This window comes from Pseudomonas sp. NPDC089996, assembly GCF_044748405.1.
Lineage (GTDB): Bacteria > Pseudomonadota > Gammaproteobacteria > Pseudomonadales > Pseudomonadaceae > Aquipseudomonas.
Window position 1 is genome coordinate 49,454 of the sequence record NZ_JBIVGA010000015.1, and the last position, 18,266, is coordinate 67,719.

The following is an 18,266-nucleotide window of genomic DNA, read 5'->3' on the forward strand; positions in this document are numbered from 1 at the left end:
GATGGTCAGCCGCACGGGATGTCTCTAGAGTGACAAGTCCATTCCCAAGGCCAAGGTTGACCATGACCGATCTGAGCGCTTTCCCCATCACCCGTAAATGGCCCGCGAAGCATCCCGAGCGCCTGCAGCTTTACTCGCTGCCCACGCCCAATGGCGTCAAGGTATCGATCATGCTGGAGGAGATTGGCCTGGCCTACGAGCCGCACAAGGTCAGCTTCGACAACGATGACCAGCTGAGCCCCGAGTTCATCTCGCTCAGCGCCAACAACAAGATTCCGGCGATCCTCGACCCCAACGGCCCGGGCGGCCAGCCGCTGGCGCTGTTCGAGTCGGGTGCGATCCTGCAGTACCTGGCGGAAAAGAGCGGGCAGTTGCTGAGCCACGACCCGGCCCAGCGTTACCAGACCCTGCAGTGGCTGATGTTCCAGATGGGCGGCATCGGGCCGATGTTCGGCCAGGTTGGTTTCTTCCATTTCTTTGCTGGCAAGGAATATGAAGACAAGCGCCCGCGTGACCGTTACGTCAACGAGTCGAAGCGTCTGCTGGGTGTGCTGGACCGGCACCTGAAAGGGCGTGAGTGGATGGCCGATGAATACAGCATCGCCGACATCGCCATCTTCCCGTGGGTGCGCAACCTGGTGGAGCGCTACAACGCCCGCGAGCTGGTGGGCTTCGATGAGTTCAAGGAAGTGCAGCGGGTGCTGGCCAAGTTCCTTGAGCGGCCAGCGGTGCAGCGTGGTCTGAAGATCCCTGCCTGATCAGCTTGCACCGGCGCCTGTAGGAGCGGGCTTTGTGGGAGCGGCCTTGCGTCGCGAAAGGGGCGCGAAGCGGCCCCAGGATTTATGCCGCATTACATATCGCTGGGGGCTGCTTCGCAGCCCTTTCGCGACGCAAGGCCGCTCCCACAAAAAAGCGTTCAATCCAGTTCAGAAAATCTGGTTCAGCAGCCAGTACAAGCTCCCGGCCAACAGCATCGCCGCCGGCAGGGTCAGCACCCAGGCCATCAGCAGGTTGATCAGCGTGCGTTTCTGAATCCCCGAGCCGTTGGCGACCATGGTACCGGCCACCCCCGAGCTCAGCACGTGGGTGGTCGACACCGGCAGCCCGAACATGTCCGCCGCACCGATGGTGCACATGGCAACGACTTCGGCCGAAGCCCCCTGGGCATAGCTCAGGTGGGTCTTGCCGATCTTCTCGCCCACCGTCACCACGATACGCCTCCAGCCAACCATGGTGCCCAGGCCCAAGGCGATGGCCACGGCCACCTTGACCCACAGCGGGATGTAGCGGGTGGCGTCGTCCAGCTGGGTCTTGAACAGCTGCACATGGCGATGGGTATCGGCATCGAACGCCACCAGCTGCTTCTTCTCGATCAGGCGGACAGTTTCGCTGGTCAGGTACATGTCGTTGCGCACGTTGGCCATGGCTTCGGCTGGTACGCGCTTCAGCGAACCGTAGCCTTTGACCTGGTCACCGATCATGCCGGTGAGCGCGGCCAGTGCCGGCACCAGTTGCGCGCTGGCCTTGGGTTCGGCGATGAATGCGGTCAACGCCTGGCGTGGATCGGCCGGGGCCGGCCCGGGATCGGTGCGCAGCAACGCCTGGCGGGTCACTTCGGCAACGGCGGAGAACTGCAGCGCCTGCGCGCTGGGCATGGTCTTGTTCAAGGCATAGGCCATCGGCAAAGTACCCACCAGGATCAGCATGATCAGCCCCATGCCTTTCTGCCCGTCGTTGGAACCGTGGGCGAATGACACGCCGGTGCACGTCAGGATCAGCACCCCGCGGATCCACCACGGCGGCGGCGTGCGGCCTTCCGGCGCCTGGTACAGCGCCTTGCGCTTGACCAGCGCGCGCAGCGCCAGCAGTAGCAGGGCTGCGCAGGCAAAGCCGATCAACGGCGAGAACAGCAGGGCATAGCCAACCTTGCTGGCCTGAGCCCAATCGACCCCGCTGGTACCCTCGCGCCCGTGCATCAGCGCGTTGGCCACGCCGACGCCGATGATCGAGCCGATCAGCGTGTGTGAAGAAGACGCCGGCAACCCCAGCCACCAGGTGCCGAGGTTCCAGATGATGGCCGCCAGCAGCAGGGCGAAGACCATGGCGAATCCAGCCGAGGAACCGACCTGCAGAATCAGCTCCGCTGGCAGCAGGGCGATGATGCCGAACGCCACCGCGCCGCTGGACAGCAGTACGCCCAGGAAATTGCACAGCCCGGACCACACCACTGCCACCGGTGCAGGCAGCGAGTGGGTGTAGATCACCGTGGCCACTGCGTTGGCGGTGTCATGGAAGCCGTTGACGAATTCGAAGCCCAAGGCAATCAGCAGGGCCAGGCCCAGCAGCAGAAACGGCGTGACGGTGGTGATCACCGTGCCGCTGGCAGCCATGTCCTGCTTGAGGCTCCAGGCGGTGTAGGCAATGCCGGCCAGCAGCAGGCTGAAGAACAACACCAAAGTGGCGCGCCCGGGTCTGTGCGAAAGCTGCGGGCGGGCGTCGCTATGGGCCAGTGCTGGCTGGCTGGCCAGGGACGGGGTTGCCATGGGGGCTCCGATTGGGGGCGGCGAGAGTGGCACTGAGCATAGAAACTATTCCTTGTGTGGACGTGACCTCGGTCAATGAATTACCTAGTCTCAAGACAGACGGTAAAGGCAGGAGAACCCCATGATTCGCTGCAAGCGTGTCTACGACGCGCACGAGAAGGACGATGGCCAGCGGGTGCTGGTCGACCGCCTGTGGCCGCGCAACAAACGCAAGGACCAATTGCACGGACAATGGCTGCGCGAGGTGGCGCCCTCCAATGATTTGCGCAAAGCGTTTCACCAGGGCGAGGTGGATTTCGCCGAGTTCACCCGGCGTTATCACGAGGAACTGGCGGCGCACCCTGAACACTGGTACTCGCTGCTTGATCTTGCCGCCAAAGGCAACTTGACCCTGCTGTACGCCGGCAAGGACACCGAGCACAACAATGCCCAGGTACTGGCGGCGTGGCTGGAAGACGAACTGGAGCGGCGCGGCCCGGGCAGCTCGCCGGTGTGCTATGCCCGTTGAGCTGATCGCCGCGAGCGATGCCGACTGCACCTTTGCCCGCGACCTGACGCGGCGGGCGATGCTGCCCTATTACCGCGAGTTCGACCTGTTGTGGATCGAGGAAGCGTTCGACGAAGCCTGGGGCTGGCGCGAGCAGTGGCTGGTGATGGAAGGTGAGACCGTGCTGGGTTTCTGCAGCCTCAGCCAGGACCGGCAGGCACTGTTCATTCGCGAATTGCACCTGGTGCCGGAACAGCGGGGGCGCGGGGTGGGCGGGCAGGTGCTGGAGACCCTCGCCGAATGGGCGGCGCAGCGGCGTTTGCCGTTGTTGAGACTGATGGTGTTCAAGAGCAACCCGGCGCGGCAGTTGTACCTGCGCCATGGGTTTGTCGAAATGGGCGAGGATGATTGCTTCGTGAGGATGCAGCGGGTTATCGGATGACCTGTGCTGGCCTCTTCGCGGGCATGCCCGCTCCCACAGGTATCTCACAACATTCAGACCTGAGGTGATCCTGTGGGAGCGGGCATGCCCGCGAAGAGGCCAGCACAGTCACAGCAGATGCGGGTTCACTGCTGCGTCACCCGCACCGTCTCACCCTGGCGAACCGTGGCGTCGAGCAGCTGCCCTTGCAAGGGCAACAAATCCCCGATCAACAGATTCTGCAACAACGGCTTGCCATCGAAGCTGTTGCCCCCCAGCACCACATCCCGCACGCCCTCCACCCGCACCAGTGCCTTGCCGACCTGGCCCAGGCGATTGCCGCTGAGCACCAGTGGCCCGGCAAGGGGCGTGGCATTGCGCAGGCTGATGGCATATTCCGCGGTATTGCCGATGCGGTTGTCTAGCAGCGCCACGGCGCCCACCTCGCTGGCATCTACCGCGCTGCCCTGGCTGCTGGCCAGCAGGTTGTCGTCGATCACCAGCGGCGCCGCTGCAGTGGGTGCCAGGTTACGCAGCTGGATGCCATTGCCACGGTTGTCGCCGATGCGGTTGCCGGCCATCAGTACCGCACCCTGTTGCTCGCTGACTTCGATGGCGGCCTTGGCCGCGCCGAGGATCAGGTTGCCTTCGACCAAGGCGCGGGTCTGACCACGCAGGCGCACGCCGCTGTTGTTGTCGATGCCGCGCAGCTGGTTGCCCAGCAGCATGACCTGGCTGTTCTGCACATCGATGGCGTACTGCTGCGACTGCTCGAACTGGCTGCCGGTAATGGTCGCCTGGCTGTGCTGCAGCTCCACCGCGCTGGACATCTCGCTGAACTGGCTGTCGCGGATGATCACCGTGGCTGGGCGCGTGTTGGCCGCCTGCTGGGTGCTCAAGGCGGTGGTCAGGCCACGGGAGAGGTTGGCGTTGTAGCCAAGCCGCTTGAGCGTCGAACCGATTACCTGAGTATGGCTGCCCGCCCAGGCCACCACGAATGGCCGCCAGGCGCGGTCGGTGCTGCCGGGTTTGTCCCCGGCCATGCTCTCCAGGCTGGACTGGTTCAGCCCGAGCCAGCCCTGGTTGATCAGCGCCGTACCGGAGAAGCTCGACAGGTACAGGCTGGTACCTTCGAGTGCCAGCCCGGCGTCGCTGCCGATCATCAGCGGGTAGCTGAGCAGGTAGCCATCCTTGTAGCGTTTGAGGATGCGCGGGTCGTTCAGGGCGTCGTGCAACTGCGCCAGGGTGATGCTGCCGCCGCGCAGCAACACCACCTGCGGGTGGTGCGCCTGGTAGCCGGCGATGGCGCGGAACAGGCCGTTGTTGACGAACGGCTCGAACGGCCAGCTGCCGGCTTGGGCGGAGAACATCGGCTGCAGGCTGACGCTGGCGCGGCCGGCCGGGCGTTGCCGTTCGGCCTGCTGAAAGGCTACGGCCTGGCGCACTTGCTGGCGCAATTGCTCGACCTTGAGCTGGCGTTGCTCGCGAGGCAGGGTGTCCACGGTCTGGTTGAGCGGCAACGACTGGCTGGCGGCCTGGGCAGCGCCTGCCAGGCACAAGGCGGCCAGGCACGAGAGGGAAAAGCGGGCGAGGGCGGCCATGGGTCAGCTCCTTGATCCGGGCAGTGGGGGGTAGAAGGCTTTGATTGGGCCGCCGAGCTGGCTGTAGTTGTCCACCTCGCCGTCTTCGCTGTCGTACAACTGGCGCGCCAGCGCATGGCCGGGGTTGCGCTGCAGGAACGGGATCAGCCAGGCCATCTTGTACGGCGCCACGTCCGCCTGGGACTGGCCCTTCAGTTCGGGCAGGTCGCCCGGGTCGAGCACCGTGCGGGCGGCGAAGTTGGCCAGCAGGTCGAGGGTCTGCTGGTCATCGCTGCTCCACGGCAGGCCATTGGCACGCGCCGACTCGGCCAGCAGCACCAGCGGCACCAGGGCGTACTGGCTGTAGTTGGCCGCCAGCTTGCTGCGCGCCACTTCCAGCGGCAGGTACGCATAGTTGCCGTTGTTGGCGCGCACGGCCTGGGCGAGGCCGCGGCGCAGGTTGCCGTCGGCCCAGCGGATGAAGTCGTCGCGCTCGACCAGCATGCCGGTGGCGGCCACGGCCCAGGCCGCCCAGTAATCGTGGTTGTTGAAGTACACGCCGCTGGCACTGCGCCGTGGGTCGTATTCACGGATCACCTGTTCGCCGAGGCGGGTGAACCAGCTGCGCTGCGTTTCATTCAGTTGCAGCTTGCCGTCGCTGGCCGACTGGGTCAGCAGCACGGCACCGGCCATGGCGGCCAATGCCCATTTGCGCGCGGCCATGCCGGTGCCGCTGGCATCCGGGTTGAGCAGGGCGCCGGCTTCGGCCCAGTGTTGCAACCACTGATCCTGGCAGGCCAGGGCCATATTGGCGTCCTGGGGCTTTTTGGCGCCCTGGAAGCGTTTGCTGGCGTAGATCAGGCCACCGACGAACTGCTTGACCTGCTTGCCGATGCGTTCGCTGTCGGCATCGGGGCTGCTGCGCAGGGTCGACTTGCTGGCATCGCGCTGATCGTATTTGCTTTGCAGGCGCAGGCTGCCGGTGTAGGGCGCGGGTGGTTGCTTGGTGCAGGCCAGGGTGCGGTAGTCGGCGATCATGGCCGACTGCGGGGTGCCGTGGGCGGGCCAGATGGATTGCGCTGCCTGGGCCTGGGGGATCAACAGCGCAATGGCGAGCAGCAGTGCAGCATTCTGGGGGCGCGTTGCGCCCCTTTCGCGACGCAAGGCCGCTCCTACAGACGATCGCGATCCTTTGTAGGAGCGGCCTTGTGTCGCGAAAGGGCTGCAAAGCAGCCCCAGGCTTGGCAATGCATTCTTCAAAGACATAACCGGGTCTCCACATCGGTCGCTGCGGTCCCGGCCTTGGTCGGCTCCATGAACACCGACAGCAGGTTGGCCCCGGCAAACTCCGGCGCCTTGCTCAGCTCCAGGTAATACTGGCCACCGGTCACCGCCGCCTCGCGGCGGAACCACACCTTGTCCCGCGCACCGTTGTCGTAATAGACGATGATGTAGAAGTCCTTGACGTTCTTGTCGCTCAGGCGAATGTCGAGGAACCCCTTCGACAGCGCCTGACGGCCACTGCCGGCATTGCTCAGCAGCTCGATGCGCTCACCCACCTTCAAGGCCGGGCGCTGCAGTTTGGCGCCGAGCAGTTCGTGGTTCGCCGCACAGCCACCTTGAACCGCCGGCACCAGCTGGCGATACATCAATGGCGAGTCGAGCCGGTAGTTGGCCGGCAGCTCCCAGACGATCAGCTTGGGTGGCGCCTTGGGCTTGTAGTCGCTCGACAGCAGGTACTCCAGCAACGAGCCGTCTTCACCCACCCCGGGCAGGGCGTAGTTGAGAATGTCGGTGTTCAGGTACTGCTTCAGGTAGCCATCGAAGTTGAACTGCTTGCTCTCATCCTCACGGGCTGCGGCGTTACTGTCGCCGACCAGGATCACCTCCGGGTCCGGTGCCTCGTCGAACAGCGCGTCGGCCCCCGCGGCCACCGGGATGGTCTGGTAGCCGCGCACGTACTGGAAACCGTAGTTGTTGCCGCAGATGCTGCTCATCGCCAGGTTCATGGTGCCGTCTTTGGGCACCATCACGCCCGGCTCGGTACGGTATTGTTTCTTGGTCAGCCCGGCATAGAACGGCTGGCGGCGGATTTCTTCGGCCATCAGTTTTGCCGTGGCCTCGGCGCCGGTCGGTGTCCAGTGGTGATCGCGGCGGAAGAAGAACTCACCCTTGGGCGGCTGCTGCACCAGCTGCATCATCGGCGCCACCACCGCGCCGCCCTGGCGCAGCTGGCCGAGGTAGGCCGCGAGGCTGTTGCTGGCTCGGGCATAGTCGAAACCATGCAGCTGGTCGGCGAACAGCTTGTCGCGGTGCATCAGCCCACGGGTCGGCTGAATCGCCATGGCCACATGAATGCCCTGGCGTTCGAAGGCCTGCATCAGGCGGGCGAACTCCGGGCGCATCGGCGCGGGGATGCCGAAGTCGTTGGTCAGGTCGACGGCCGAGCGGAACAGCCAGCGGTCCTTGCCAGGCACGATCTCGCGCATCAGTTTCATGCGCCCTTCGGCATAGCGTTGCGGGTCGCTCAAGGCCGGGCAAACCATGCACTGCAGGTTTTCGCAGCCCGGGCTGGTCGCCTGGGCAGCTTGGCCGGGCAGGCTGAGCAAGGCCAGGGCAGCGCTCAGGCCAAAAGGTACAAGGGTCTTCATGTGCCAATCATCCTTGCAGGGCAATGATCACTCGGTCGGGTCGATGCTGTTGGCCAGGGTCATGCTGCGGTTGCCCGGCAGCAGCACGTAGCTGTACGAGCGGCCCTTCTTGAGGAACTGCTCGTCGAAGCTGGCGACCTTGGTGTCCTGCTGGTAGGCGGCGAAGTCGATCTTGATTTCGTTGACCATGCGCGTGCCGGTCTCGCCGTTGCCAATGGCCTCGACAACGTCATGCTTGCCATCGGAGGTCTTCAGCGTGGCCTGGTTGGCGGTCAGGTTGTAGAAGGCGATCTGCGCCTTCTTCGGCTCGTTGACGTACTTGTCGCTGATCAGCTTCAACTGCTTGCCGTCGTAGACCACGGTGCTGGCGGCATTGGCCTTGAGCTGCGGCTCGATCGACTGGCCGCCGACGGCGATCTTGTGCGCGCCGGCAGGGGTGAAGCGGTAGCCGCTGAGCTGGCCGGCGGCGACCCGCTGCGGGTTGACCTTGCCGCTGAGGGTCACGTCGATGTTGCCGTTGGACAGGTTCAGTACCCGGACGAAGGCCGAATCGGCCGGGGCCACGGCATCGTAGAGGTCGGCGTTGCCTTCGGCGGCCAGGGCGGCATGGCTTGCAGCGGTCAGGGTGATGGCGGTGAACAGTTGGGTAAGCTTCATCAGGCTCTCCTTGAATCGTCAGAAATGCTGGGGCGCAGCGCTGCGGCTGAGCGAGCCGGGGCGGTGCGCGAGCAGGGTGCGCAGGGGGAATTCCCAGACCACGGTGTCGATCTGCGTGTTGGCCAGCTGGTCGCTGGCGAGGAACTGGTTCATCGCCTCGAACGGGCCACGCGCCTCCACGGCGATGCTCAGCAGGTCGCGGTTGAGCGCCTCCTTGAGGAACCCGACGAAGTTCCAGTCGTCGATCTTGCTGTAGCTGGTGCCGACCAGCAGCAGGCTTTGGTTTTCCTCGGCGAACAGGTCGTCGGCGCCTTGCTCGGCCTTCAGGGTCTCGTACAGGGAAATCGGGTTGGGGCCGAACTGCGGCGCCAGGCGCGCATGGTCGAACTGGATGTAGTTCATCAGGTCGCCCTTGACGCTTTTCTCTCCGGCCTTGTGCGACACGTACACCTGGTCACCCAGCAGTTGCGGGCGCTGGCGTGCCAGCTCGTAGGCCGACAGCCTTGCACCTTCCGGGCTCCAGTGGGTGTCGGACTTGAGGAACAGCTGCGGGCCGTTGAGGTTGGCGAGGAACGCGCCACGCAGCGGCACAACGTCCAGCTGGCGGTTTTGCAGCTCGCCCACGAAGTGGTCGTAGAGGCTGGTCACCCGTGGGTCGAACGCATGTTGGGCATGCGCTGCATACACATCGAGCTTCATCGGCAGCGGCAGGATCACCAGCTGCTTGCCATGCTCGGCCAGTTGCGCGCGGACCTTGGCGATCTGCGCCAGCTGGCTCGCCACGTTGGCCTCGAGGTCGTTGGGCACGCGGTATTCCTGGTTGGTGTAGAGCCAGCCATCCTTGCCCAGCACCACACCCTTGGTGCCTTCGTCGAACAGGTGGAACTGGGCATCGGCCCACAGCTGCACCGACGGGTCACGCAGGAAGAAGCGCTTGTCGTAAGCCTGCTCGAACTTGCGCAGCAGCTTGCCGTCGACGAACAGGTTCCAGGTGTCGGTGGAGGTGCGGGCAAAACTGAACACCGGTGGCAGCGAATAGACGAACATCGCTGCCAGCACCACCACGAACAGAATGCCATTGACCTTGCTGGCCGAATTCATCACCGGGTACATGGCACGCTCCTAGAACTGGAAATACAGGAAGGGTGAGAACGAATTGGCTGCCAGGCTGCTCAGCGCCAGCAGGAAGCCGCCCCACAGCAGCACGCTGTGCAGCGCACCGACATGGCGCATGAAATAGCCGTCCTTGTTGCCGGCGTAGAAGCGCAGGTTGTTGACCCCGGCCAGCAACAGCCAGGCCAGCGCCACCAGGGCGAAGGCCATGGCCATCTTCGAGGCGCCGAGCACGTACAGCTCCAGCGAGCCGAAGCCGTTGAAGCCGAACAGCGCCTTGTAGATATCGATGCTGTGGCGCAGGTCCATGGTGAAGAACAGCGGCATGCTCAGCACGATCAGCAGGAAGGTGCGAACGTGCCGGCCCAGCTTGTAGGGCGCACCGACCTTGGTCGCCAGGTTGAACTTGCGTTCCAGCACCATGCCCACGCCGAAGAACAGGCCCCAGCAGATGAAGGCGAAGCTTGCGCCGTGCCACAGGCCTGACAGCAGCATGGTCCAGATCAGTGCCGGCATGGCCCCGGCCACGCGCTTGCGCACCAGGGGCATGTAAACGTAGTCGCGCAGGAAATGCGCCAGGGTCATGTGCCAGCGCGCCCAGAACTCGGTGATGCTCTGCGCCACATAGGGCTGGTTGAAGTTCTCCGGAAAGCGGAAGCCCATCATCAGCGCCAGGCCCAGGGCCATGTGGCTGTAGCCGGCAAAGTCGAAGTACAGCTGCAGGGTCGAGATCACCAGGCCGAACCAGGCATCGCTGAACTGCAGCGTGCCTTCGCTGACGAACAGCACGTTGATCGGCGCCAGGCGGTCGGCGATCAGCACCTTCATGATGAAACCGAGCATGAAGCGGCACACACCCAGCGAGAACAGCTCCAGCGAGTGAGTGCGTTCGCGCAGCTGCGGCGCCAGTTGGCTGTAGCGCAGGATCGGACCGGCGACCAGGTGCGGGAACAGCGCGACGAAGGCGGCGAAGTCGATGAAGTTGCGCGTTGGCGTGGCGTCCTTGCGGTAGATGTCGACGATGTAGCTCAGGGCGTGGAACACGTAGAACGAAATGCCCAGCGGCAGGAAGATGTTCTCCAGCGTCCAGGTGTTGATGCCCAGCGGCGCCAGCAGCATGGCCAGCACCTCGGCGCCGAAGTTGGCGTATTTGAAGTAGCCCAGGGTCGACAGGTTGCCGGCCACGCCGATCCACAGCAGGCGCAGGGCCCGGCGCTTGTCGCCGGCATCCAGGCGTGCCTTGATGCGCAGGCCGAACCAGTAGTTCCAGTAGGTGATGCCGACGAACAGCAGCAGGAAGTCCGGCCGCCACCACGCGTAGAAGATGTAGCTGGCGGCCACGATCACCGTGGAGCGCCACTGCGCCTTGGCCAGGAAATACACTGCCAGGAACAGCGGCAGGTAGAGGAACAGGAACACATTGGAGGCGAAGATCATGGCACGGCCCTTCCTTAGTAACTGATCACCACGCCGACGCTCAGCTGGTAGTCATCGCCGGTTTCCAATGCACTGCCGGCATTGAGGTAACTGGCGCTGACCAGCGCGTTGACGTCCAGGTGCTTGCCATCGATAGCCACCGGAAACATCTTCCAGTAGTAGTTAAGGTCGATCATCTGCCCGACATTGCGCCCGTTGCCGTTGCTGCCTTGGGTAATGGCGCGGTTGCGCTCGGCACGCTGGTCGCCGTTCATGCGGATCGGCAGGGTGCCGTCGGCGTCGCGCAGCTCGAGCTGGGTCACTCGCAGGTCCAGCGCGCTGCGCGGGGTGGGGCGGGTCTCCACGGCAAAGCCGTAGTAGCTCAGGTTGCGCAGGTCGAGGGCGACGAACGAGCTGGTCAGGCGGGTGCTGTACGAGCCGGTGCGGGTGATGCGGTCGGACTGGATGGCGTTCAGGCGGAAGCCATCGTTCTCATCACCGGGCTTGTCGGTCAGGCCGCCACGCAGCGCCACCCGAGGGGTCCATGCCAGGCTGTCGAAGCGCTTGCCGACTTCGCCCAGCACCGCCCAGCCTTTGCTGTTGTGGCCGGTGGTGGTGACGCCGTTGCCGTCGGTGTTGTCCATCTTGCCGTCCAGCGCCGCCAGTTCCAGGTGGTAGTCGCTGAGCACCGGGTAGGCGAGGTTGTCGCCCTTGAAGAACAGCCCGTAGCGCATGCCCTTGAAGTCGTAGCGGTCGTCGGCATCGTGGCCGCTGTGGTCGTTCTCGTGCATCAGGCGCACACCGACCTGGTTGTTCTGGCTCCAGCGGTAGGCGTACTGGCCCATCAGGTAGGTGGTGCGCTCTTCGCTGTCGGCCAGGCGGTTGACGTCGGTGTTGTAGTTGTGGAACTTCTGGCCGACGGCGAAGAACGCCTCGCTGAAGGTGTCCTGGTAGTTGAAACGCAGCGACTCGAGGCTGTCGTCCCACCAGATGCCGTAGTCGTCATAGAAACGCTGGCGGCCGAACGAGGCGGAGAAGCGCGGGTCATCTCCGATCAGGTTGCGCTTGACGTACAGCTCGCGCAGTTCGGCGTACCAGCCTTCGGGTTGCTCGCGTTCGTTGCTGTTGCTGGCTTCGTTGGTCAGGTTGCTCGACTGGCTGGAGTCGTAGTTCAGCCACAGGCGGCCGTAGACCATCCATCTGGCCCAGCGTTTTTCCGGCGAGTACCAGGCGAACGAGGGCTCGTAGCGCAGGCTGTAGAACATCTCGCGGTCGCTGCCGACCTGGGAATCCTCGGGGCCGTAGCCGGTCTGCACGGTGAGCTTGTTGAACACTTCCGAGGTGATTACCGGTTCGCTGCCATCCAGGGCGGCGACGCGCACCGGTTCGTTGCTGTCGGCTTCGGGGCCGGTGATTTCTTCTGCGGCGAAGGCCGCTGGCAACGGTGCCAGGGCCAGCAGGGCGCCGAACAGGGGGTGATGCGCTTTCACAGGGTGGCCTCCTTGAACAGCCCGTTGCGAGCGGCCAGGGCGCGCTCGATGTCATCCTTTGGCAGGGTCTTTTCCAGGCGCCTGACCAGGCTGCGCGCGCTGCGTTCACCCAGGTCGAGGGCGACGCGGGCGTAGGTGTAGGCCTTGACCCGGTCGTGGCACAGGGCGCGGCCATAGGCGTGCAGGGTGGCCATGCGGTACCAGGCGGCGGTGTTGCCCTTGTCGGCTTCGGCCTTGAACAGTGCCAGGGCCTTTTCCTGGTCAGGCTGGTCTTCGACACCTTTGCTGTAGTACTCGCCCAGCAGCAGGCCGGCACCGGGGTAGCCGCTGGCGCGCAGTTCCTCGATCAGCGCGCGGGCCTTGTCCGGGTCGAGTGTCAGCCAGTTGTTGACCATGTAGAACTGCGCCTGCAGGGCCTTGGCCCGGGTCGGTTCGCGCTCGCGCACCTGGTCGATCAGCGCCTGGGTTTCCTCGGCGTTGTGCTCGGTCGGGTTGGAGATCATGTAGTTGGCCTTGGACACCATGGCCGGCACGAAGCCTCGCGCCACGGCCACATCGCGCCAGCGTTGGACCCGTGCCGTGGCCAGGTTCAGGGCGTCGCTCTGGGCCTTCTCGCGGGCCAGTTGTTCCGGGGTCGGTGGCAGCTTTTCAGCACCGGGTGTGCTGGCCTGGTTCTCGTAGCGGTCGGCTTCCTGGTCGGCGCGCTGCACGCTGGTGATGCTGTCGAGCAGCGCGGCGATGCGGTGGATGATCTCCACTGGCAACTGCTCGCGTTCAGGCTCGAGCTGGTCGGCGAAGGGCGGGAACAGGCGGTCCTGCTGCTCGCCGAGGAAGGCGTAGTAGCGGTCGAGGGCACGAACGTCCACGCGCACCGCCTGGCGGTACCAGCGCTCGGCGCTGGCGCGGTCGCCCTGGCGCTCGGCGAGCACGGCGTGGTACAGCTCGGGGCGACAGTTAAGCAGGCAGGCTTGCTCGTACAGGGCCAGCAGCTGGGCGGCCTGAGCGGTGTCGACCAGCTCCGGGTAGGTCAGGAACACCTCCAGCGTGGTGCTGGTGTTGCGTGGGTCGAGGTTGGCCGGGTAACGCGTCAGTGCCTGCGCCATCCAGGGGCGCTGCGCCTCGCGCAGGCTAGGTGTGCGGTCGATCAGGCGTGCCAGCGAAGCCAGTGCCGGGACCATGCCATGGCCGTCGGCAAAGGCCTGCTGGTACAGCGCCACCACCTCCGCGCGGCCGGCGTCTTCGCGCCCGGCCAGCACATCGCCGAGCAGCAGCGTACTGGCCAGGTCGCCACGCTCGGCCAGCGCGCGCAGGTCGGTGGTAACCTCGGCCGACGGGTCCTTGTACAGCGCGTAGCGGATCTGCTCCAGGCTCTGCCCGGCACTGGCTGTGCTGGCACAGGCCAGCGCCAGGCCAGCCAGCAGCAGGCGGGGGGGCATGTTCACGGTCATGGCGTCATCGTCCTTGGCCGCTTAGCGCGCTGCGCCGAACGGCAGGCCCAGGAACAGGTCGACCGCCACCGCTTTCTGGTAGGCATCGGCCGGCAGCGGGCTGTCTGGCTGGATGGTCAGCGCCAGGTTGCGGTTGACCTCGTCGACACGTGCATCGACCACCTTGCCGCTGTAGTGCTGGTCGAGGCCGAACACCTGCATGTCCACCGACTTCACCCGGTCGACATCGGCGAGCTTGTCGAACGGCACGTTGGCGCGCACAAACAGGCCCTGGTCTTTGGGCAGCAGATGCATCAGCGGGGCTTCTTTATAGCCGTAGCCATCCAGGCGCTGGCTTGGGTAGAAGACCTGGCAGTCGCACGGGCTGTTGATCACCGTCTCGATGGTGGCGCGGCCAAGCAGGGTCTGCAGGTCGCCAGGCGACAGGTCGGCGACCGCCTTCATGTCGGCCGGGCTGGTGAAGCTGGTGGCCAGCTGCGTCGAGATGCTGGCCAGCGGCTGGCCGGCCTGCACTTCGGTGGCGCCGGCGGGCAGCAGGTATTTCACATAGCCGTTGTCGGGCATGCTGATGACCTGGGCGTTGGTCGCCACCTGAGCCTGCAGCGCCGGGATGCGGAAGAACAGCAGGTAGCCCTTGTAGCCGACGAAGGCCAGCGCGGCGACGCCGGCGGCGGTGTACAGCAAGGTGCCGGTCAGTGCCTTCAGCCGTGCGCCTGCGCCGCGCGGGCTGGCGTACTTGTGCTTGCGCTCTTTGATGTAGTTCTCGCGCTGCATGACATTGAACAGGCCGTTGATGTCGGCAATTTCGCCAGACATGTAGGCACTGATCAGGTAGCGCAGGATGTCGCGCTTCTGCGCATCCAGCTCGATGAACTGCGCGCCCACTTCGCTGCCGCGCTGGGAGACGATGCGGATCTTGCTGTCGATGTTCAGGTCGACCTGGTTCAGGCGCAGGCGAATCGAGGCGTCGTAGAGCGTTCCGACTTTGAGCGGCGCGTCATGTGCCAGGCCCAGGCCACCCAGGGAAATATCCTGCAAGGCCACTTCGAATGGCGCCTGGCCGGCAGTGGAGAGGCGCACCCGCGCGTTCATCCGTGTGCGCACGTACTGGCGCTCGTCGACCGCTTCGTGGACGATGTTGGCCGCTGTCTTGCCCGGGGCCGCGGGAATGTTCGTGGTACTCATGTGCAGGCGCCTTTCCTTAACGTTGCGTGAGTTCTAAAAGAACGGTGATGACCCCAAAGAAGATGGCGATCGACGAGCACAGCATCGCCTTCGAGGACCAGCGGTTGAGGCTGGCGTCGAAGTCGACGCTGCCAGTGGCCAGGGTGGTCTTCTGCCGCGTCCAGCTTTGCTGGTCCATGTGGAACATCGCGTAGACCTTCATCAGCGAACCGACGATCTGGTTGTAATAAAGAACGAAGGGGTACATCGGGCTGACCGGGTGGCCGGCGAAAACGAACAGCACGGTCACCAGGCTGCGCGAGATCAGCACCCAGAACAGGTACACCAGCAGGTACTGGATGCCGAACACCAGGCCGGCCACCACCGAGGCGGTCAGGCCCATCAGGCAGGTCCACATCGACACGCGCTGGTCGAGCAGTACGTACAGGGTGAACAGCCCCAGGCGGGCGCGACCGAGCAGGGCGGTGGCGCGGAAGTTCTGCCGCAGCGAGTTGCCATACCAGCGGAACATCAGCTGGCGGGTAGCGATCCAGAAGCTGTCGCTGGGTGGGTGCTCCACGGTCAAGGTGTGGCTGTCGGGCACGTAGTAGGTGTTCCAGCCGGCGCGCATCAGGCTCAGCCAGCTCGACTTGTCGTCACCGGTGAGGAACTGGAAGCGGCCCAGGCGCCAGTGTTCGAGGAAATCGGCTTCGACGTCGCGGATGAAGTCCGGGTCGATCATCACCTCGGCGCGGAAGAACGACAGCCGTCCGGTCAGGGTCAGCACACGATGCGACAGGGCCATCGAGCACATGTTGATATGGCGCTGGACGAAGCGCATCGAGTGCCACTGGCGCATCCAGCGGCTGCCTTCGACTTCGCAGAACTCGTTGGTGGTCAGGCCGCCCACGTCCGGCAGCACGGCGAACAGCTTGACCGCACGCTCGACACAGCCGGGCAGCATCATGGTGTCGCCGTCGACCACGCCGACCACGGCATCGCTGAGCGGCATCTGCCGTGACAGCGCGCGGAAGGCATGGGCCAGGCCGTCGCGCTTGCCAGTGCCGCGGGCACGGACGATCACCAGCTTGATGTCGTCGCGGTCCCTGACCTCGTTGCGCATGATGTCCTTGATGAAGGTCTCGTCGCCTTTCTCGACGATCGAGGCGATCACCGTGCACGGCACCTTCAGCCGTTGCACTTCCTGGAACACCGACTGGTAGACCTTGAAGGTGGTCATGGTGGGGATTCGGAAGCTGGTCACCACCATGAACATGTGCGACGGCAGCGCGGCATCGCCCAGGCGTTCGACCTGCCGGCGCAGGCGCGGGAACTTCCAGTGCAGGAAGTACATGCCGCGCAGGTAATGCACGCAGGCGTTGCCATAGCGCCACATGCCCAGGGTGCCGATGATGAAGATGAACAGGTGATGGTTCGGGTCCAGGTACTGCGGTGCGACCATCTCCGACGCCAGCGCGATCAGCCCGGCGAGGCATGCCCAGCCGAAGAAGCTGGCGGCTGCGCGCAGGTAGCCGGGTGCCACGAAGGGCGGTTGCTGTCGATCCATGTCGCCTTGACTCCTGTTTTAGCGGTGCACGCGCGCCACGCCACCCAGCGCGGGTCGTGGCGACTGGGTGGTGCGGGTGGAGCGCGGTGGGTGCCGGGTCGCTTACCAGCAGATGCCTTGGCTGCGGTTGTCGCTAAGGCCGGGCATGAAGCCGACCAGGTCGATCACCTGTTTGTCATGGCCGGTTTGCAGGGCGCTGGCAAAGCGCGGGTCGTTGTTGCCCAGGATGATCACCTCGGCGTCATCGATCACCTGCTGCAGGTCGCTGTGCAGCAGCGACGAAACATGCGGGATCTTCGCTTCGATGTATTCCTTGTTGGCCCCATGTACCCGGGCGTACTCGACGTTCTCGTCGAAGATGTGCAGCTGATAGCCCTTGCCGATCAGGCGCTCGGCCAGTTCCACCAGCGGGCTTTCACGCAGGTCGTCGGTGCCGGCCTTGAAGGCCAGGCCCAGCAGGGCGATCTTGCGCTTGCCCTCGCGCTCGATGAGGTCGAAGGCGTTTTGCACCTGCGAGGCGTTGCTGGCCATCAGCGAGTCGAGCAGCGGCGCGTTCACGTCCAGGCTGGAGGCGCGGTAGGTGAGGGCGCGAACGTCCTTGGGCAGGCACGAGCCGCCGAAGGCGAAGCCCGGGCGCAGGTAGTAGCGCGACAGGTTGAGCTTGTGGTCCTGGCAGACCACATCCATCACCTCGCGGCCATCGACGCCGGCGGCCTTGGCGATGTTGCCGATCTCGTTGGCGAAGGTGACCTTGGTCGCGTGCCAGACGTTGCAGGTGTACTTGATCATCTCGGCGACTTCGATGGTCTTGCGGATCACCGGCGCGTCGAGCTCGCTGTACAGCGACGCGAGCAGGTCGCCCGACTGGCTGTCCAGTTCGCCGATCACGGTCATTGCCGGGAAATCGTAGTCCTGAATCGCCGTGCTTTCGCGCAGGAATTCCGGGTTGACCGCCACGCCGAAGTCGACGCCGGCCTGTTTGCCCGAGTACTGCTCAAGGATCGGCACCACCACGTTCTTCACCGTGCCTGGCAGCACCGTGCTGCGCACCACCACGGTGTGGCGGCTGCCCTTGTCGCGCAGGGCGGTGCCGATTTGCTGGCAGACCGCTTCCATGTACACAAGGTCCAGGTCGCCGTTCTTCTTGCTGGGGGTGCCGACGCACAGCAGTGACAGGTCGCTGGCGAGGATCGCGGCCTGTACGTCGGTGGTGCCGCGCAGCCGGCCCTTGCTGACGCCTTCTTGCAGCAGCTGTTCCAGGCCCGGTTCGACGATCGGCGACTTGCCCTGGTTGATCAGTTCGATTTTCGCCGGGGAAATGTCCACCCCCAGCACATGGTGGCCGCGGGCCGACAGGCAGCCCGCGCAGACCGCGCCAACATAGCCAAGTCCAAAGATACTGATGTTCATACGTCCCTCTCCCTGGGGCACGGCAAAGCCGGCCGAGATACATCGTTCATTAAGTTGTCGAAATGGCAGACGCGCAGAAGTAAGCCGCGCTCGGAAGTGGCGTTGCAGGCTGTTTCTTAGTGGTCTTATTACAGCCTAAAGGCGTTTTTATTTTTATTGCAAGGGTTGTTATTCGCTTGTTGGAAAATAACTTACATTGCTACTGTGAAAGTTTAAAAACTGTTAAAAATCAATGAGTTAAAGTTGTTGTTAGTTGGGCGTCAAAAAAATGATTATGGTTTGTTTGGCAGTTAAATGACGTCAAAAGGCTGCCATTGGT

General features: G+C 64.4%; 15 protein-coding genes. 3 read left to right on the forward strand and 12 right to left on the reverse strand.

The features are described from left to right. The first annotated feature begins 62 nt into the window (after positions 1 to 62). Positions 63 to 758, forward strand: coding sequence for a glutathione S-transferase N-terminal domain-containing protein (locus ACIPW4_RS22605; RefSeq protein WP_400661630.1), 696 nt, complete (start codon positions 63 to 65; stop codon positions 756 to 758). A gap of 168 nt (positions 759 to 926) precedes the next feature. On the opposite strand, the gene ACIPW4_RS22610 is transcribed toward ACIPW4_RS22605, so the two are convergent. After that, positions 927 to 2,543, reverse strand: a complete 1,617-nt coding sequence (locus tag ACIPW4_RS22610; RefSeq protein WP_400661633.1) for an inorganic phosphate transporter — start codon at positions 2,541 to 2,543, stop codon at positions 927 to 929. A 121-nt stretch (positions 2,544 to 2,664) separates the two neighbouring features. Here ACIPW4_RS22610 and ACIPW4_RS22615 point away from each other — a divergent pair, with 121 nt between their 5' ends. Together ACIPW4_RS22615 and ACIPW4_RS22620 are read left to right on the forward strand one after the other, a co-directional pair. Then, positions 2,665 to 3,051: a DUF488 domain-containing protein gene (locus tag ACIPW4_RS22615; protein ID WP_400661636.1), complete on the forward strand. Its 387-nt coding sequence runs from the start codon at positions 2,665 to 2,667 to the stop codon at positions 3,049 to 3,051. Then, positions 3,041 to 3,472 (forward strand): GNAT family N-acetyltransferase, encoded by a 432-nt coding sequence (locus tag ACIPW4_RS22620; protein ID WP_400661639.1) that lies wholly within the window; start codon positions 3,041 to 3,043, stop codon positions 3,470 to 3,472. The genes ACIPW4_RS22615 and ACIPW4_RS22620 overlap by 11 nt, the downstream gene beginning before the upstream one ends. 125 nt (positions 3,473 to 3,597) lie before the next feature. Here the strand turns inward: ACIPW4_RS22620 and ACIPW4_RS22625 are convergent, their stop codons facing one another. The 11 genes from ACIPW4_RS22625 to ACIPW4_RS22675 all read right to left on the reverse strand — a co-directional run bounded on the left by ACIPW4_RS22625 (position 3,598) and on the right by ACIPW4_RS22675 (position 17,947). Continuing rightward, a complete protein-coding gene (locus tag ACIPW4_RS22625) occupies positions 3,598 to 5,052 on the reverse strand; it encodes a right-handed parallel beta-helix repeat-containing protein (RefSeq protein ID WP_400661642.1) in 1,455 nt (484 codons plus the stop codon). Between the two features lie 3 nt (positions 5,053 to 5,055). After that, positions 5,056 to 6,195, reverse strand: a complete 1,140-nt coding sequence (locus ACIPW4_RS22630) for a polysaccharide lyase (RefSeq protein ID WP_400661645.1) — start codon at positions 6,193 to 6,195, stop codon at positions 5,056 to 5,058. A gap of 92 nt (positions 6,196 to 6,287) precedes the next feature. Then, positions 6,288 to 7,682 carry an alginate biosynthesis protein AlgX gene (locus tag ACIPW4_RS22635; protein ID WP_400661648.1) on the reverse strand — a complete coding sequence of 465 codons (1,395 nt, stop codon included), beginning with the start codon at positions 7,680 to 7,682 and terminating at the stop codon, positions 6,288 to 6,290. Between the two features lie 27 nt (positions 7,683 to 7,709). Further along, the gene (locus ACIPW4_RS22640; protein WP_400661651.1) at positions 7,710 to 8,339 is read right to left on the reverse strand and encodes an alginate O-acetyltransferase AlgF; all 630 of its coding nucleotides are present in this window, start codon (positions 8,337 to 8,339) and stop codon (positions 7,710 to 7,712) included. Positions 8,340 to 8,357: 18 nt separating this feature from the next. Then, positions 8,358 to 9,452 (reverse strand): alginate O-acetyltransferase, encoded by a 1,095-nt coding sequence (locus tag ACIPW4_RS22645; protein WP_400661654.1) that lies wholly within the window; start codon positions 9,450 to 9,452, stop codon positions 8,358 to 8,360. A gap of 9 nt (positions 9,453 to 9,461) precedes the next feature. Then, on the reverse strand, positions 9,462 to 10,889 hold the full coding sequence (locus ACIPW4_RS22650) for an MBOAT family O-acyltransferase (protein WP_400661657.1): 1,428 nt from the start codon (positions 10,887 to 10,889) through the stop codon (positions 9,462 to 9,464). Positions 10,890 to 10,903: 14 nt separating this feature from the next. After that, the gene (locus ACIPW4_RS22655; RefSeq protein ID WP_400661660.1) at positions 10,904 to 12,358 is read right to left on the reverse strand and encodes an alginate export family protein; all 1,455 of its coding nucleotides are present in this window, start codon (positions 12,356 to 12,358) and stop codon (positions 10,904 to 10,906) included. Next, positions 12,355 to 13,806 carry a tetratricopeptide repeat protein gene (locus tag ACIPW4_RS22660; protein ID WP_400661663.1) on the reverse strand — a complete coding sequence of 484 codons (1,452 nt, stop codon included), beginning with the start codon at positions 13,804 to 13,806 and terminating at the stop codon, positions 12,355 to 12,357. The genes ACIPW4_RS22655 and ACIPW4_RS22660 overlap by 4 nt, the downstream gene beginning before the upstream one ends. Before the next feature lie 21 nt (positions 13,807 to 13,827). Then, positions 13,828 to 14,991, reverse strand: a complete 1,164-nt coding sequence (locus ACIPW4_RS22665) for a PilZ domain-containing protein (RefSeq protein WP_400661666.1) — start codon at positions 14,989 to 14,991, stop codon at positions 13,828 to 13,830. A gap of 16 nt (positions 14,992 to 15,007) precedes the next feature. Beyond that, positions 15,008 to 16,537: a glycosyltransferase gene (locus tag ACIPW4_RS22670; protein WP_400661669.1), complete on the reverse strand. Its 1,530-nt coding sequence runs from the start codon at positions 16,535 to 16,537 to the stop codon at positions 15,008 to 15,010. Between the two features lie 102 nt (positions 16,538 to 16,639). Further along, entirely contained in the window at positions 16,640 to 17,947 is a 1,308-nt protein-coding gene (locus ACIPW4_RS22675) for a nucleotide sugar dehydrogenase (RefSeq protein WP_400661671.1), read from the reverse strand. Between the last annotated feature and the right edge of the window lie 319 nt (positions 17,948 to 18,266).